Genomic DNA, 14,612 nt, shown 5'->3' on the forward strand with positions numbered 1-14,612 from the left:
ATGACGGGAGAAAGATAACGGGTTTGCTGGCCGCGAACCGGCCTTATGCGAAAGTTTGCGCGTGCTGGGATGGCGCGACCACCGAGGCGACCCGCTCGACACGTACCGGGACACCGGTCAACCGGGCCATCCCGGCCAGACTCTCGATATCGGCCGGATCGCTGGACATCAACAGGTTGACGTTCGAGCCGCCGGCGTCGTTGGCCACCCGCCAGCCGGCCGTGCCCTTGTGTCCCCAACCATGCGGGACCGCAATCACGGAAGCCACGATGTCCTTGGTGGCGGTGACCGGAACCTCGATCTGGCCGTGCGGCGAGCTGATCCGGACGGTGTCGCCGTCGACGATGCCGGCGGCGGCCGCGTCGTCGACGTGCATGAGCGCTCGGTGCGAACGTTCACCGCGCATCAGGAGCGGCGAGTTGTGCATCCATGAGTTCTCCGACCGCGCCTCGCGCATGCCGATCAGCCGCATCGGATAGCCGTCGGCGGCGCGGCGGTGCGACAGCTTGTCGACCTCGGCGGCGATCTCGTCGTGGCGCAGACGCACCCGGCGACCGCGGTAGACCACGGTGTCCCGCAACATCCCGGCCCGCAGATGATCCGCCAGCACGGCGCCGTGCGGATGGTTGCCGGTGAGTTTGGCGAAGCTCAAGCCGCGCCGCAGGCCCAACCGGTCGCCACCTTCAGCCAACCGGATCACGGCATCGGCGAGCATCCGCGGGCTGAGCCGAACACCGAACGCCGACAACATCTTTCGTACACCGGCGAGCATCGCGAGGCCGGGCGTCGAGCGCCACATCCTGGTGGTGAGATCGTCGATGACCTCCCACTCTGCGCGGGCCTGACCCACCGGGGCGACGACGGCCTCGGTGGCTTGCCGGAACGGTGTGGGTTGCAGCGTCTGGAACGGCAGCGGGAAGTCGTCGCGTTCGTACATCGACGTCGCGGGCAGCACATAGTGGCAGTGCGCCAGCGTCTCGTTGAGGTAGAGGTCGATTCCGACCATCAGCTCCAGGGACTCCAACGCGTTCTCGAGTTCGTCGCCGTTGGGCACGGAAAGCACCGGGTTGCCCGCACCGACGAACAAGGCCCTGATCTGCCCGCGTCCCGGCGTGGCGATCTCCTTGGCCATCACGCCCGCCGGTTCGGAACCGAGGACTGAGGGAAACCCGCCGATGCGTGACCGTTTGCGGGTGTAGACGGTGCGCAGCAGTGCACCGCCGGCCTTGTTGAGCCACCGCTCCCCCGGCATGCCCAGCCGGCCGAACATGCTGCCGCCCGCCACGTCGAGGTTGCCGGCCACCAGGTTGACGGCGTCCAGCAGATACGTCGTCAGCGTCCCGTTCTCGCCGATGCTGGTGCCGACACGGCCGTACACCGCGGCCCGTGCGGTCCCGGCCAGGTCGCGGGCCAGCTTTCGGACGGTGTCGGGGTCGATCCCGGTCTGCGCCTCGGTGACCTCCGGGTTGAACGGTTCGGCCAGCCGCTCGAGCCAATCCGCGCCGTCCGCTTGCTCTGCGAGGCGTCGGCGGTCGGCCAGGTTCTCACCGAACATCACATGCAACAAGGACAGCAGCAGGTAGGCGTCGCCGTCGGGAACGATGCCCAGCCACTCGAACTGCGCCGCCGTCTCGGTCCTGCGGGGATCGATGACCAGCACGCGGCCACCGCGCTTGACGATGTCGTGCATGCGGTCCCGGATCCGCGGCGCGGTCAGCACGCTGCCGTGCGAGACGACGGGGTTGGCGCCGATGACCACGAGGAAGTCGGTGCGCAACACATCGGGTACGGGCAGCGCGAGCGGCGACCCGTAGAGCATCTGGCTGGCGACGAAGCGGTTGTTCACGTCCTGCGAGCCTGCGGTGAACACGTGCAGGCCCCTGCCGGGGCCGCCGAGCAGACCGAGGCCGAATCCACCCATCAGCATGCTCAGGCTCAGCGTGTAGGAGTAGCTGAACGCACCCGGGTTGCCGAAATACCAGCCGATCGCGCCCGCCCCGTGCCTGCGGTGGATCTCGGTGAGCCGGGCGGCGATGTCGGTCATCGCCTCGTCCCAGCTGACGGGCTCGAAGCCGCCTTCGGATGTGAGGGAACCTCCCGCTTGCGGGGGACCGCTTGCGCGAAGACCGTCAGCGCGAGCGCGTCGGCGCAGTGGCGTGGTGACCCGGTCGGGGTCGTTGACCACCTCGGTGAAGGCGATGCCCTTCTGGCAGGCGAATCCGGACGAGAGGGGATGGTCCTTGTCGGGGCGCAGTTCGATCAGCCGGCCGTCTTCGACGGTCGCGATCATGCCGCACAGCGGCTCGCAGATCCGGCAGAACGTCGGATGGTGTTCGCGCGTCATCTCTCGGCGCGCGAGCGCTCATCGACGTTCACACCGTGCGGCCTACTGCTGTGCGCGCGGGATCGCGCCCGTCGGGGCTTCTTCGTCGACGGTGTTGTGCCGGGCCGTCGTGGCGTCCGGGAAGGCGCTGCCCGCGTGGGCATTCGAGCCTTCGAGGTCGGCACGGATGGCTTCCTGCGCCTTGGGCGGCAGGGTGTGCATGATCTCGCGCACCCGGGCCTGCCTGCGGTAGACGGCCTGGCGCTCCGGCATACCGGGCGTCGCCTGAATCTGCGGCGGCACACCCTCGATCTCCTCGACACCACCGTCGTGGTGACCGGCGTCGATCATGGCCTGCTCTTCGGCCATCGTCGACTCGTCCTTCTCCTCGGACATACCGATCGGGCCAATACGGCGACCGTTGAGGAACTGCCGCACGACGGGCTCGTCACTGGTCAGCAGTACCTCCCGCGGACCGAACATCACCAGGTGCTTGCGGAACAGCATGCCCATGTTGTCGGGCACGGTGCGGGCGATGTTGATGTTGTGCGTCACGATGAGGATCGTGCAGTCGATCTGCGCGTTGATGTCGATCAGCAACTGGGAGAGGTACGCGGTACGAACCGGGTCCAGACCCGAGTCCGGCTCGTCGCAGAGGATGATCTGCGGATCGAGCACCAGGGAGCGGGCCAGCCCGGCACGCTTGCGCATACCACCGGAGATCTCGCCGGGGAACTTGTTCTCGTCGCCGGCCAGACCGACCAGCTCGAGCTTCTCCATGACGATCTGGCGGATCTCGCTTTCCTTCTTCTTGGTGTGCTCACGCAAGGGGAAAGCGGTGTTGTCGTAGAGGCTCATCGAGCCAAACAGCGCACCGTCCTGGAACATCACGCCGAACAGCGTGCGGATCTCGTAGAGCTCCTTGGCGGTGCACTGGATCACGTCGGTGCCGTCGACGATGATGCTGCCGCGCTCCGGGCGCAGCAATCCGATGAGCGACTTCAAGAACACGGACTTGCCCGTACCGGAGGGGCCGAGCAGAACGCTCACCTCACCCGGCGGCAAGTCGAAAGTGACGTCCTCCCAGATTCGCTGGGGGCCGAAGGACTTGGTCAGTCCCTCAATTTGGATGCCAATGCCCACGCGAGATCCTTCCGCCAATCATCGTCACGCCACACGCTTCACCCCGTGTGGCTTGAGTCACTGTAGCCTACCGCTTCCGGCCACAACACGAGTCTGGTGTCGATTGTGACCCACCGAGAAAACGACTGTGGGGCCGACCCGTTTGCTGGATCGACCCCACAGTTGTGGTACTGCCGGCGAGCCGGCGCGGTGTTACTTGACGGTGACCGTCGCGCCCGCGGCCTCGAGCTTGGCCTTGGCGTCGTCGGCGGCGGCCTTGTCGACCTTCTCGAGCAGCGGCTTGGGAGCGCCGTCGACGAGGTCTTTGGCCTCCTTGAGACCCAGACCGGAGACGATCTCGCGCACGACCTTGATGACGCCGATCTTCTTGTCGCCGGCGCCCTCGAGGATGACGTCGAACTCAGACTGCTCCTCGGCGGCCTCGGCGGGGGCACCACCGGCGGCGGGTCCGGCAGCCGCGACGGCGACCGGGGCAGCCGCGGTGACCTCGAAGGTCTCCTCGAACTTCTTGACGAACTCGGAGAGCTCCAGCAGCGTCAGTTCCTTGAACGCGTCGAGCAGCTCGTCGGTGGACAGCTTGGCCATGAGTGGTCCTTTCTGATTCTTACTTCTTATTGCGATTTGTGGAGTCCTGGCGGCGGTCAGCGCCGGTGCGGGGCTCCACAAATCGCGGGTTGGGGTGGGTTAAGCGGCTTCTTCGCCGGCCTTCTTCTCTTGCAGAGCGGCGGCCAGCCGGGCGACCTGCGACGCCGGAGCGTTGAACAGGCCGGCGGCCTTGGACAGATTCGCCTTCATCGCGCCGGCCATCTTGGCCAGCAGCACCTCGCGCGACTCAAGGTCAGCGATGCGCTCGACCTCCGACACGCTCAGCGGGCGGCCGTCCATGTAGCCGCCCTTGATGACGAGGGCCTTGTTGTCCTTGGCGAACTTCTTGATCGCCTTGGCGGCGTCGACGGCCTCGCCTTTGACGAACGCGATCGCGGTGGGACCGACGAACAACTCGTCGAGCCCCTCGATGCCCGCCTCCGCCGCGGCACGCTTGACCAGCGTGTTCTTGGCGACTGTGTAGGTGGCGGAATCACCGAGCGAACGGCGCAGGTCCTTGAGGTTGGCCACCGTCAGCCCGCGGTACTCGGTGACGAGCGTCGCCGAAGCCTCCTTGAACTGCTCGGCGATGTCGGCAACCGCGGTGGCCTTGTCAGCCTTGGCCATGCATGCCTCCTCGTGGATGGGAACCGTGGGCCGAGTGAGGGTTGCGGTGCCGGAAAATGACGAACGCCCCGACGCAGACAGGTCGGGGCGCACAAAGCTGTAGCCTCGTCCTCCTGCGTGGGCCGCCCGGGTGATCCGGGACCTTCAACCGATTACTCGAGCTATGTACTCTTCGCGCGAGCGCTCATCGGTGACCGACGGTCTTCGGTGGAACGCCGACAAGAATAGCCGACCGCCCCCTCATCAGCCAAAACGCACCTCCCCCATTTCCGCGACCGTGCGCGTTTGCCCACGACACGCCGCGATTTTCCAGCCGCATACGCACGCTCACCCCATCGCGAGCGTGCACAAACCGCCTAAACCGCGGCGACCGCGGCAACCACCAGTCCGAACACCACTACCAGGAGACCCACCCGGCGCCAGTGCAGCCGGTCCCACTGGTGCGCCAGCCCGCGGTCGACGTCGGCGCCACCGGACCACCGTCCAATACGGTCGTTGATCGGCACCATCAGCGCCACGGTCGCCACCACCGCCAACACCATGGTCAGCGCCGCGGTGATGAACAGCCAGTCCACCCGTAACAGCACGGCCGCCACGATCAGCACCACCAGCGCCGCGGCATACCAGAACGGCATCGCCATACCCAGCACCCGCCCGCTGTCCCCGCGGGCCTGCGCGAACGCACCATCGGGCAGCCGGCCCAGCACCGGGTTGAGGAACACCGCGACCGCGAGCTCGACGCCGACCAACGGTCCGACGATCAGCAGGGCCAGCACTCCAACGATTACTTCCATACCTCGACCGTGCCCGTTACGCTGCCACAAAACAAGGTACTGCCAAATTTGTCAGCTCAGGAGGCGTCATGGCGGTTTCAAAGAAGGGCGTCAACGAATGCCCGATCGACACCGCGCTGACGGTCATCGACGGTCGGTGGAAGGGCACCATCCTGTGGCGACTTCAGGACGGTCCGATGCGCACCGCGGAACTGCGGCGCAGCATCCCCGACATCACCGAGCGCATGCTCATCCGCCATCTGCACGAGTTGGTCGCCGACGGCATCATCGACCGCCACGATGCCCGCACCGTGCCGCCGTGCGTGCACTACTCGATCTCGGAATACGGCATGACGCTCGCCCCGGTGCTACAAAGCCTGTGCGACTGGGGCCGAAAGCACATGGACCGCAAGCACTCCCGGCAGTCACGAAAGCGCACGCAGCCGGCTTAGTCAGCCGTCTCCCGTCTGCTGCCACAGCAAGGCCGCCGCCCCGACCAGGCCTGCGTCGCTGCCCAGTTCGGCGGGCACCACCTCGATGCCACGGATGAAGTCCAACCCGGCGTAGGAGGCGACCGCTTCCCGAACGGGGTCGAACAGCAGCGCCCCGGCCTTCGCCACGCCACCGCCGATCACGACCCGATCCAGGTCGCAGACCGCGCCGACCGACGCGATCATCGCGCCCACAGTGACGGCGCCACGGCGAAATGCGCTCAGCGCCACGATGTCTCCTCCGTTGGCGGCGTCGGCCAGTTCCTTGGCGTCGGCATCGGCGGGCGCATCCCACCCCTGCTCGCGTGCCCACTGCGCCATGCGGGGACCCCCGGAGATCGTTTCGACGCAGCCGCGCCCGCCACACGTGCACGGCGCGCCGTCCGGATCGACGACGATGTGACCGACGTGGCCCGCGTTGCCGGTCCGGCCGTCGTAGGGGGCGCCGTCGAGCACCAGTCCACCGCCGACACCGGTCGAAACCACCATCCCGAGCAGGAAGTTGGCGCCCCGGCCCGCACCGCGCCAGTGCTCCCCCATCGCCATGCACAAACCGTCGCCGGCAAGGCGCACCGGCGCGCCGACCGCTGAAGCCACCCGCTCGACGATCGGAAACTGCTGCCAGGAGCTGACGTTGATCGGGCTGACGGTGCCCGCCGACAAGTCGATCGGTCCCGCCGAGGCGATCCCGACGCCGCGGATCCGTCCACCGGCGGTGGCCAACGCCTCGGTGAGCAGCGAATCCGCCACGGCCCAGATCGTTTCCGCATCACCGTCCGGCGTCGGTGATTCGGCTCTGTGCACCAGCGTGCCCGCACCGTCGACGAGACCCACGGCGATCTTCGTGCCGCCGATGTCGAGCGCGAGAGCGAGATCGGCCATCAGTGCCGGTGAGTGTTGTCGGGTTGACGGGGATCGCCGGGATGTTCGTAGCCAGGGGCGAGTTCGACGGCCGCCGCATACCGGACGTCCAGCCACAGCCGGAAGGCCCGGCGCCGCGCGGCGGCACGCAGATGCGCGGCGACCTCTGCTGTATTGCTGAAGCGCAACGGATTTCGCTCCTGGTACGACGCCACCTCGTCATCGGCGACGTCGATGCCCGCCGTCACCTCGGCGAACACGGCGCGGGTCAGCGGGTCGGCCAGCACCCAAGCCGCCACGCTGCCGATCTCCATCCGCACGGTCATGTCCGGCAGCACCTCGGCCTCGGCTAGCGCGTCATCGACGTTCAATCCGCGGACCGCGGCCTCGGTCGCCACGACACGCTCGGCAACCAACAGCTGTGTCAGCCAACGCCGCAGCTGTCGACCTTCGCTGGTGCCGGGACGCGGCAACGAGGAGGAGATCCGCGAGGCGCGCAGCGAGGCTTCGCGTGCGTCGACCTCGTCGAGTGACACCGGAACACCGTCCACCGTCGCCGCGACGCCCGCCCATGCCGAGTCGCTCACCGCACCGTCACCTTCACCGCGGGTGAATAGACAAGATGTCCGGCGGCGGCCAATCGGATCAGCGCCCACCATTCACCCGGTTCCACCCATTCCGGCGGGGCGACGTCGAAGTTGATCTCGGTCATGCCCCGAGCGGTCAGCTCGACACCGGATACCGCCGGCCCCAACCATTCCCACGTGCCCCATGGGCTGATCAGGTGCGCTTCGACCGCAACGTCCGCGCACGCGTCGGTACCGACGCTGACCCCTATACGGGCCGTCTCACCGGCCACCACGTCGACCGGCTCAGGTCCGGCGACGAGCCGCAGCAGGGTGTCGTCCGGATGCGCATCGACCGCGACGACAGATACGTCCTCGACCACCTGACGCCACGAAGGCGGGATCGAGACGTGCGCACCCGTCAACGCGAGTTCGGCACGTATCGGATACAGCCCCGGTGACACCGCTTTCGGCGGAGTCACGTCCACGGTGGTGTCGACGTACTCGCCCGGAGGCAGCATGAACGGCAGAACGTCGGGTTCTGCGGTCCAGCCGTCCGGACACAGCAGCCGCACCCGACCGTGCAGAACCTCGTCGCAACAATCGCTGGCCACGGTGAGACGAAGCTGCACTGGCAGATCCGACGCCACAATATGCTGCGGGTGTAGGTGGGCGACGGCCGGCAGCCCGCCGAGCGGTGCCGGACCGCGGTTGTGCAGCCAGTACCTGGCATAGAGCGGCTGGGCCTGCTCCGCCTCCGGTGCGAGGGCGGCACGGTCGGCATGCAGAACCTGCGGCAGATTGAACCGGGCCAGCACGGTGGCGACCTCGAAGCCGTGCAACGACAGCCCGTCCGGCGTCACCTCCTGCACGCGCGGTTGCTCGAGCAGATCTACCCGGACCGCGGCCGACACTCGGCGCAGCCCCGAGGTGACCGTGACTTCGGTTGTGCTGCCAGTGGTTTCGACCAGCCGCATCGCGACACCGTCAGATGGGTGGACCGGTCGCGCGCTACCGCTTGCCAGCGGGTTGCCTGCGGCCTTCAGTGCACCGAGCCGCACCGAGCCCGCCGGCTGAATCTCCAACAACGCACCCGACGGCGGCAGGCCGCCCACCGCTCCCCACTTCTCCGTCACCGCCAGCAGCGGGTTCGAGAACTCGGCGCTGCGAGCGGAGACGCCTGCCCGCCGCCAGTCGCCGTGCCCCGAGACGAACGCGTAGTCGAACGTGTGCGTCCAGTGCTGTAACTGGAAGTTGGACCCGTCCGGCGCCGTGCGGCGCGGCGGATCGATCCACGTGCCCGAGGGCCAGCCGGTACACGACCTCATCAGGGAAAGATTCAGTGTGCCATCCGATTCGACGGCAAAACCCGGCACACCGCGGTTCAGCACCGCCACCGTCCGGTCCACGAACGCTTCCATATCGGCAGGCGCCGCCTGCTCGACGCGGATCTCCCAATCGTCCAAGTCGTCGACCACGCCCGCCACCACATCGTCCAGAGCCGAGCCCGCGAGAACCAGCACCGGCAGCGCCCGCACATCGCGAAGGTCGGCGCCCGGCACCCACGCCTCCGCCAGCCGGACGGCCGCCGGCACCCATACCCTGGCGGCGCCGGTCGCGTCGAGCTGTCGCTTCACCTCCTCGCCGTACGCCGAATCGACGGCACCGAGAACGGCTGCGGTGAAGGTGTTTTCGCAGGGACCACCGAGTGCGATCCGCACGTCCGGGAGGTTCGAGTCGACGGCGAGATCACCGTAGCGCGGTCTGTCTGAGCCGCTGCACGTCGCGGTGACGCCGCCACGCGCAAGCGCAACCATCAGCGGCCGCGCAACCGCGGAATCGTTTTCGGTCGGCGTGATCACCTCGGCAACCGAGACCGCCCGACACCCCTCGCCGACCCGGACCCGCACCGCCGACGACAACCCGAACCAGCCGTATGCCGGGTTGTCCAGCGTCCACGGATGCGTCGCGGCGTCGACCGACGTTTCGCGGTCATGTTCGTGCAGCAGCGCGAACCCGCGCCCGATCACCGCGTCACCGACTTCGCTGACCGGCATCGCGCCGGGTACCGGGCACGGCCAGCGCAGCCGCAACAGCCGGTCGGCGCCGGTGAATTGGTTGATCGTGGTCCGGCAGTCGACGCGCGCCACACCGTGCCACAGCGTGAGAACCTGCGTGTAGCGCAGTACATCGGCGACGGCGCCCGCGATCACCAGCCGCTCTCCGAGTGCTCCGCGATAGGCCTGCACGGTGGCAGGCGATGACGACGAGCGCACCACCGGGCCCTTGGGCAGGAGGTGCCACGGGCCCTCGCCCGCCTCGGGATGCGCCGGGTACTCGTCGTAGACCGCCAACTCGTTGCCAACCTCACCGTGAGCGATCAAGGACCGGCCCGAACCACATTCGACCAACGACTCGACCGCACCGCCTCGTGACGGATCGACCCGAAGCCGGTAATGGTCGTTGTCGATCTCGTTTCCACCCACCGGTTCCCACGCCGCAACCGATTCGTCGGACGCCTCGAGCCGGTAGGACTGCCACCCCAGCGACGGCACATCGCGGGTGAGCCAGCTGACCGTCCGCCCGCCATACTCGACGTGAGCAGGCATCTCCTCGCCCGCGGAGTCGACGACCCGGACGGATTCGACCGCCTTGGGGATGCGGGCGGTGACGACGTCGGTGCGCTTGTGCGCGAGGGGATTCCATACGACGACCGGTTCATCGACCGCCCCCGACAGCACGGCCAGCGCATGGTCACGTGCGGCCCTGCCCAGCTCCCATGCGTCTCGCCAGCTCGTCAGCAGGTCGACGTACACCTGGTCGGATTCCGAACCGGTGATCGCATCGTGGTGCGCACCGTAGGCCAATTGCACCCACGCCTTTGCCAGGGCCGCCTGCGGGTACGTGGCACCACCGAGAAGCCCGGCGAACACCGCGTATTTCTCGGCGTCGAGCACGACATCCTCGGCCGCGCGGTTGGCCTGCTTGGTATCGATGTAGGAGACGTCTTTTCCGGTGTAGATCGGGTTCATGTCCCGGGTCTGCGGCGACGCCTGGACACCGCGCTCGGCCAGTTCGGCGCGGAGGGCGGCGAAGAACTCGCTGGGTATCGCGCAGATGAACCGCGGCCAGGTGTAGCGGACGTTCCAGTCTCGGTGAATCTCGGTGACCCATTTGTTCGGTGGCGTGTAGTCGGTGCCGACGGGCAGGAGCACGTTGCGAGTCAGCGCCACCTTCTTCAGCGATGTGAACAGTTGGTAGGTCTCGGCTTCGGCCGCCGCCAGCGTGGGCGCCGAATCCATCCACCAGCCGGCTGCGTAGTGAGCAGGCATGTAATGCGTCAGTAACCCGCGACCGGACGGGGAGAGCCACTCGAATTCACTGCTGAACTGCATGCGCTGCGGGTCGCCGCCGCCGGCCATCGGGCCCCACTGATGGTGCGGGCCGCGGGCCCACGAACTCGACGTCAGCCCCGCGTCGGCGGCCATCCCCGGAAACTGCGGGTCATGGCCGAACGCGTCGAGCTGCCAGGCCGTCGTCGGATCGGCTCCGAGTACCTCGCGCTGAAACCCGATGCCGTGCACGAAGTTCCGGATGGTCGTCTCGGGACTGGTCAGGTTGGTGTTCGGCTCGTTGTACGTTCCGCCCATGACCTCGACGCGGCCCTCGGCGATGAAACGGCGCAGATCGTCGCGATCCTCGGGATGGGTGTCCCAGAACGGTTTGAGATAGTCGACCTCGGCCAGCACGAACTTGTATTCCGGTTCCCTGCGTGCCATTTCGAGATGAGCGCTGACCAGATCGAAGCCGTTGGTCTGGCGGCACCGGCCCGGCGGGTCCTCGCTCCACACACTGGTGTAGGCGGCCTGCGTGTTCCACCACACCGGGTCGTAGTGAAAGTGGCTGATCATGTACATCGTCCAGCCGGGTTCGGCGACGGTGAAGACGAACGGCGTGATGCCGTCGCCCGTGACGACCCGTGCCGGCCGCTGCTCACCGGGGACCGGGTCGGTGACCGTGACAGCCACCTCCACGGTGCCGTCGCCGACCGTCGCTCGCGCGTGGCCAACCAGCCCGTCGCCGTCGACGCGCACCTCGCCCGCCCCATCGGTGTAGTTCACCCGCGCTATCTGCGACGGCGCGTCCGCGGGCCCGACGAACAGTTCCGTCGACTCCGCCGAAATGACCCGCACAACCAAACCCTACGGCGGTTTCGGTCGACGGTCGGCGCGGCTGAGAAATCAGGCGCGGGTGATGTCGACGACGAGTGCGCGGTGGTCCGAGATCGGAAGCGAAGGCGCGCAGCACCGCTGCACCCGAAGGCCGCGGTCGTCGGTGACGATGTGGTCGAGTTGACGGTCGGGCTCATTGGCCGGGAATGTGACCGCCGATGCGAGCGGTCGCAGGCGGGTCCAGCGATGAATCGTTTGCGGCACCATGTTCAGATCGCCCATCAGCACTCGCGGCGATGGGAAGCCGCGCATGTCCTGAAGCAGTCGCCGCAGCTGCATCCGATTCCACCCCGGCACGAACGATAGATGGGTGTTGGCGACGGTCAGCGGGCCCAGCGGAGTGTTCAACTGCCCGACGACCGCCGCCCGCGGCTCTTCGTTGACGACTTTCACCCGGTTCGGTCCCGGCAGATACATCGGAAACGGCACCGGAATCCGCGGCAGCCGCAGCACCTGCCACGACTCGGCAGGAAACCGCGACAGCAGCGCGATGCCGTAGGCGGCGGTCCCCGGTTGCTCGTCGCCGGTGGCCGCCATCCACGTGGCGCCGGGTGTGCCGGAGATCGCCGCCACGAACCGGTGGCTCACCGCACCCATCGCTTCGGCGGCGACCGCGGTCAGGTCGGCCATCCCCGAGCGCGGCTGGTCGAGGTCGACTTCCTGCAGGGCCAGAATGTCGGCGTCGAGTTCGCGGACGGCCTCCACGAGGCGGTCTCGGTGAACGAGCCCGTCGTGCACGCTGCGCCCGTGCAAGATGTTGAAGGTGGCCATCCGCATCTGCATGGGTACTAGCTACCCACAATGGCCACCAGCCCATCAGTCGGCCTCAGGAGGGTAGTGCCCCAGCGAAACGATGATCTGCGCGACGCGCTCAAACGCGCGGCGTCGGCGTTGCGCGCCCAGGGCCCCGATTTCGCCCTGGCCGGCAGCTACGCGCTGTGGGTGTTCGGTGGTCCAGAACCGGTGCACGACGTGGATTTCGTGGTCGCCGAGCCCGACACCGAGAAGGCCGCGGCGACGCTGGAGGAGGCGGGTTTCCGGGTCGAGCGCACACCTGAGGACTGGTTGTTCAAGGCGTGCGTCGAGGACGACTTCGTCATCGACGTCCTGCACCGGCTCAACGGCGTTCCGGTGGACAAGGGAACCATCCTGGAGGCCGAGGAGTACGACGTGCTCGCGATCCGGATGCGCGTGCTGGCGCCGACCGAGGTCATGCGCGAGAAGCTGAACTCCCTCAACGAACACCATTGCGACTTCGCCGCACTGCTTCCCGCGGTGCGTGCGGTCCGCGAACAACTGGACTGGGAGCAACTTCGCGCCGAGACCGCCGACAACCCGTTCGCGTCAGCATTCCTGATGCTGGCCGACCGCCTGGAGCTCACCGGCTGACGCTTCGTCGCAGCCGCTTCGAGACCGCCTCCACGGCCTGTATCACCTCCGGGGGCGAGAGCACGCGGAAATCACATCCGACCGTCGCGAAGTAGAGCACCATGCGTTCGGGGTCGTCGGCACCGGTCGTGACGACGCATGCGTCCGGACCGTCGGGTTCGATCGTCGCCGATGACGGTGAGAAATGCTGGGCAACAACATCTTCCGGAGCATTGAAATGGACGCGCGCGACATAGCGGTACGGTGAGCTGCTGATCGACCGCCGCACGTACGCCGCCGCGTCGGGCGCCTCGCGGGGCATGAAGGTGCTGCCTTGGGCGCGCACGTCGTTCATCCGGTCCAGTCGCAAGCTGCGCCAGTCCTGCTTGTCGCGGTCGAAGGCCAGCAGGTACCAGCGCCGGCCGGTGGTGACCAGCTGATAGGGCTCGAGCCGGCGCCGGGTCGCGTTGCCGCGGATGTCGACGTAGCCGGCGGCCACGTGCTCATGGTCGCGGCACGCCCGAGCGAGGGTCATCAGAACGTCGGGTTCGACCGGTGTATCCGAGCTCGGGGCCATCAGCGTGACGGTCGATTCGTGCACCGCGGCCACCTGCGACCGCAGCTTGGACGGCATCACCTGATCGAGCTTGCTCAGTGCCCGCAGCGCCGATTCGCCGACGCCCGCCACTGTTCCGCCCGCGGCCAGACGAAGGCATACGGCCATCGCGACGGCCTCGTCGGGGTCGAGCAGCAACGGCGGCAACGCCGCACCGGCGCCGAGTTGATAACCGCCGCCGTGGCCCTTGCTGGCGTGGACGGGGTACCCGAGGTCGCGTAGCCGTTCGATGTCGCGACGCACGCTGCGAGTGGTGACCCCCAACCGCTCAGCGAGGCCCTCACCTGTCCACACCCGCCGCGACTGCAGCAGGCCCAGCAGCTGCAGTACCCGGCTCGTCGTCTCCGACACAGCCGAAGAGTGTCACACATTCAGGACTATTTCTGTCCTCTGATCGCAACGGCTTCCAAATTCGGCGCCCCACGCCGGTGGAGCACGGATCTGGAGATTTAGGACCGAAACTGTCCTATAGTTCTGCCACGCTATCGACATGAGCACGACAGCGAGGATCACCGACGAGTTGGCCGAGCAGACCGACTTCCACTGGACCAACTTCCTGCGCCCCAGATTCCAGGGGCTCACCGACGACGAGTACTTCTGGCAACCGGTTCCCGACTGCTGGACCGTCCACGCAGACGGGTCGATCGACTTCGACTATCCCGAACCGATCCCGGCACCGTTCACGACGATCGCCTGGCGCCTCGCGCACGTCATCGTCGGCGTGTTCGCGATGCGCAACCACAGTCACTTCGGCGCCCCCTACGCCGACTACCAGTCCTGGCAGTACGCCACCGACGCCGCGACGGCGCTGCGACAACTCGACGAGCAGTATCAATCCTGGATCGGCGGGGTGCGCGGGTTGTCCGAAGAGGACCTGAACCGGCCGTGCGGGTCCGCAGAAGGCCCGTACGCCGACCACCCGCTTATCGCGCTCGTCCTGCACATCAACCGCGAGTTCATCCACCACTGCGCCGAAATCGCTTGCATCCGAGACCTGTACGCCCACACCGACCCGAGAGGAAACTGA

At 67.5% G+C, this 14,612-nt stretch carries 13 protein-coding genes; 3 read left to right on the plus strand and 10 right to left on the minus strand.

Features of this window, described 5'->3' with window-relative positions; all coding sequences use genetic code 11:
- Positions 1-43: 43 nt before the first annotated feature.
- The 5 genes from AAHH99_RS11725 to AAHH99_RS11745 form a co-directional block, all read right to left on the minus strand.
- The gene (locus tag AAHH99_RS11725; protein ID WP_418768766.1) at positions 44-2,344 is read right to left on the minus strand and encodes a molybdopterin-containing oxidoreductase family protein; all 2,301 of its coding nucleotides are present in this window, start codon (positions 2,342-2,344) and stop codon (positions 44-46) included.
- Positions 2,345-2,386: 42 nt separating this feature from the next.
- Positions 2,387-3,466 carry an ABC transporter ATP-binding protein gene (locus tag AAHH99_RS11730; protein WP_418768767.1) on the minus strand — a complete coding sequence of 360 codons (1,080 nt, stop codon included), beginning with the start codon at positions 3,464-3,466 and terminating at the stop codon, positions 2,387-2,389.
- A gap of 192 nt (positions 3,467-3,658) precedes the next feature.
- Complete coding sequence (gene rplL / locus AAHH99_RS11735; RefSeq protein WP_064345556.1) at positions 3,659-4,051, minus strand: 50S ribosomal protein L7/L12; 393 nt, start codon at positions 4,049-4,051, stop codon at positions 3,659-3,661.
- A gap of 99 nt (positions 4,052-4,150) precedes the next feature.
- The gene (rplJ, locus tag AAHH99_RS11740) at positions 4,151-4,678 is read right to left on the minus strand and encodes a 50S ribosomal protein L10 (RefSeq protein ID WP_059101516.1); all 528 of its coding nucleotides are present in this window, start codon (positions 4,676-4,678) and stop codon (positions 4,151-4,153) included.
- A 356-nt stretch (positions 4,679-5,034) separates the two neighbouring features.
- Positions 5,035-5,472, minus strand: a complete 438-nt coding sequence (locus tag AAHH99_RS11745; RefSeq protein ID WP_418768768.1) for an anthrone oxygenase family protein — start codon at positions 5,470-5,472, stop codon at positions 5,035-5,037.
- A 68-nt stretch (positions 5,473-5,540) separates the two neighbouring features.
- Between AAHH99_RS11745 and AAHH99_RS11750 the strand changes: the two genes are divergently transcribed.
- Positions 5,541-5,903 carry a winged helix-turn-helix transcriptional regulator gene (locus tag AAHH99_RS11750; RefSeq protein ID WP_418768769.1) on the plus strand — a complete coding sequence of 121 codons (363 nt, stop codon included), beginning with the start codon at positions 5,541-5,543 and terminating at the stop codon, positions 5,901-5,903.
- Here AAHH99_RS11750 and AAHH99_RS11755 read toward each other — a convergent pair whose 3' ends face one another.
- The 4 genes from AAHH99_RS11755 to AAHH99_RS11770 are packed head-to-tail and all read right to left on the minus strand — an operon-like array spanning position 5,904 to position 12,378.
- On the minus strand, positions 5,904-6,824 hold the full coding sequence (locus AAHH99_RS11755; protein ID WP_418768770.1) for an ROK family protein: 921 nt from the start codon (positions 6,822-6,824) through the stop codon (positions 5,904-5,906). It lies immediately after the preceding gene.
- Positions 6,824-7,390, minus strand: coding sequence for a DUF7158 domain-containing protein (locus AAHH99_RS11760; protein ID WP_418768771.1), 567 nt, complete (start codon positions 7,388-7,390; stop codon positions 6,824-6,826). Before AAHH99_RS11760 ends, AAHH99_RS11755 begins: the two co-directional genes overlap by 1 nt.
- On the minus strand, positions 7,387-11,562 hold the full coding sequence (locus tag AAHH99_RS11765; protein WP_418768772.1) for an NEW3 domain-containing protein: 4,176 nt from the start codon (positions 11,560-11,562) through the stop codon (positions 7,387-7,389). Before AAHH99_RS11765 ends, AAHH99_RS11760 begins: the two co-directional genes overlap by 4 nt.
- 48 nt (positions 11,563-11,610) lie before the next feature.
- Positions 11,611-12,378, minus strand: coding sequence for an endonuclease/exonuclease/phosphatase family protein (locus AAHH99_RS11770; RefSeq protein WP_418769600.1), 768 nt, complete (start codon positions 12,376-12,378; stop codon positions 11,611-11,613).
- A gap of 60 nt (positions 12,379-12,438) precedes the next feature.
- On the opposite strand from AAHH99_RS11770, the gene AAHH99_RS11775 reads away from it, so the two are divergent.
- Positions 12,439-12,990, plus strand: coding sequence for a hypothetical protein (locus AAHH99_RS11775; RefSeq protein ID WP_418768773.1), 552 nt, complete (start codon positions 12,439-12,441; stop codon positions 12,988-12,990).
- Here the strand turns inward: AAHH99_RS11775 and AAHH99_RS11780 are convergent.
- The gene (locus tag AAHH99_RS11780; protein ID WP_418768774.1) at positions 12,980-13,936 is read right to left on the minus strand and encodes a helix-turn-helix transcriptional regulator; all 957 of its coding nucleotides are present in this window, start codon (positions 13,934-13,936) and stop codon (positions 12,980-12,982) included. The genes AAHH99_RS11775 and AAHH99_RS11780 overlap by 11 nt on opposite strands.
- A 139-nt stretch (positions 13,937-14,075) precedes the next feature.
- On the opposite strand from AAHH99_RS11780, the gene AAHH99_RS11785 reads away from it, so the two are divergent.
- Positions 14,076-14,612 carry a DinB family protein gene (locus AAHH99_RS11785; RefSeq protein ID WP_418768775.1) on the plus strand — a complete coding sequence of 179 codons (537 nt, stop codon included), beginning with the start codon at positions 14,076-14,078 and terminating at the stop codon, positions 14,610-14,612.

The organism is Mycobacterium neumannii, assembly GCF_048452905.1.
GTDB classification, from domain to species: domain Bacteria; phylum Actinomycetota; class Actinomycetes; order Mycobacteriales; family Mycobacteriaceae; genus Mycobacterium; species Mycobacterium neumannii_B.

Excerpts from the sequence above, each read along its gene's own strand:
- AAHH99_RS11725 (WP_418768766.1), bottom strand. The coding sequence starts at position 2,344 with ATGACGCGCGAACACCATCCGACGTTCTGCCGGATCTGCGAGCCGCTG.
- rplL (WP_064345556.1), bottom strand. The coding sequence starts at position 4,051 with ATGGCCAAGCTGTCCACCGACGAGCTGCTCGACGCGTTCAAGGAACTG.
- rplJ (WP_059101516.1), bottom strand. The coding sequence starts at position 4,678 with ATGGCCAAGGCTGACAAGGCCACCGCGGTTGCCGACATCGCCGAGCAG.
- AAHH99_RS11745 (WP_418768768.1), bottom strand. The coding sequence starts at position 5,472 with ATGGAAGTAATCGTTGGAGTGCTGGCCCTGCTGATCGTCGGACCGTTG.
- AAHH99_RS11750 (WP_418768769.1), top strand. The coding sequence starts at position 5,541 with ATGGCGGTTTCAAAGAAGGGCGTCAACGAATGCCCGATCGACACCGCG.
- AAHH99_RS11755 (WP_418768770.1), bottom strand. The coding sequence starts at position 6,824 with ATGGCCGATCTCGCTCTCGCGCTCGACATCGGCGGCACGAAGATCGCC.
- AAHH99_RS11770 (WP_418769600.1), bottom strand. The coding sequence starts at position 12,378 with ATGCGGATGGCCACCTTCAACATCTTGCACGGGCGCAGCGTGCACGAC.
- AAHH99_RS11785 (WP_418768775.1), top strand. The coding sequence starts at position 14,076 with ATGAGCACGACAGCGAGGATCACCGACGAGTTGGCCGAGCAGACCGAC.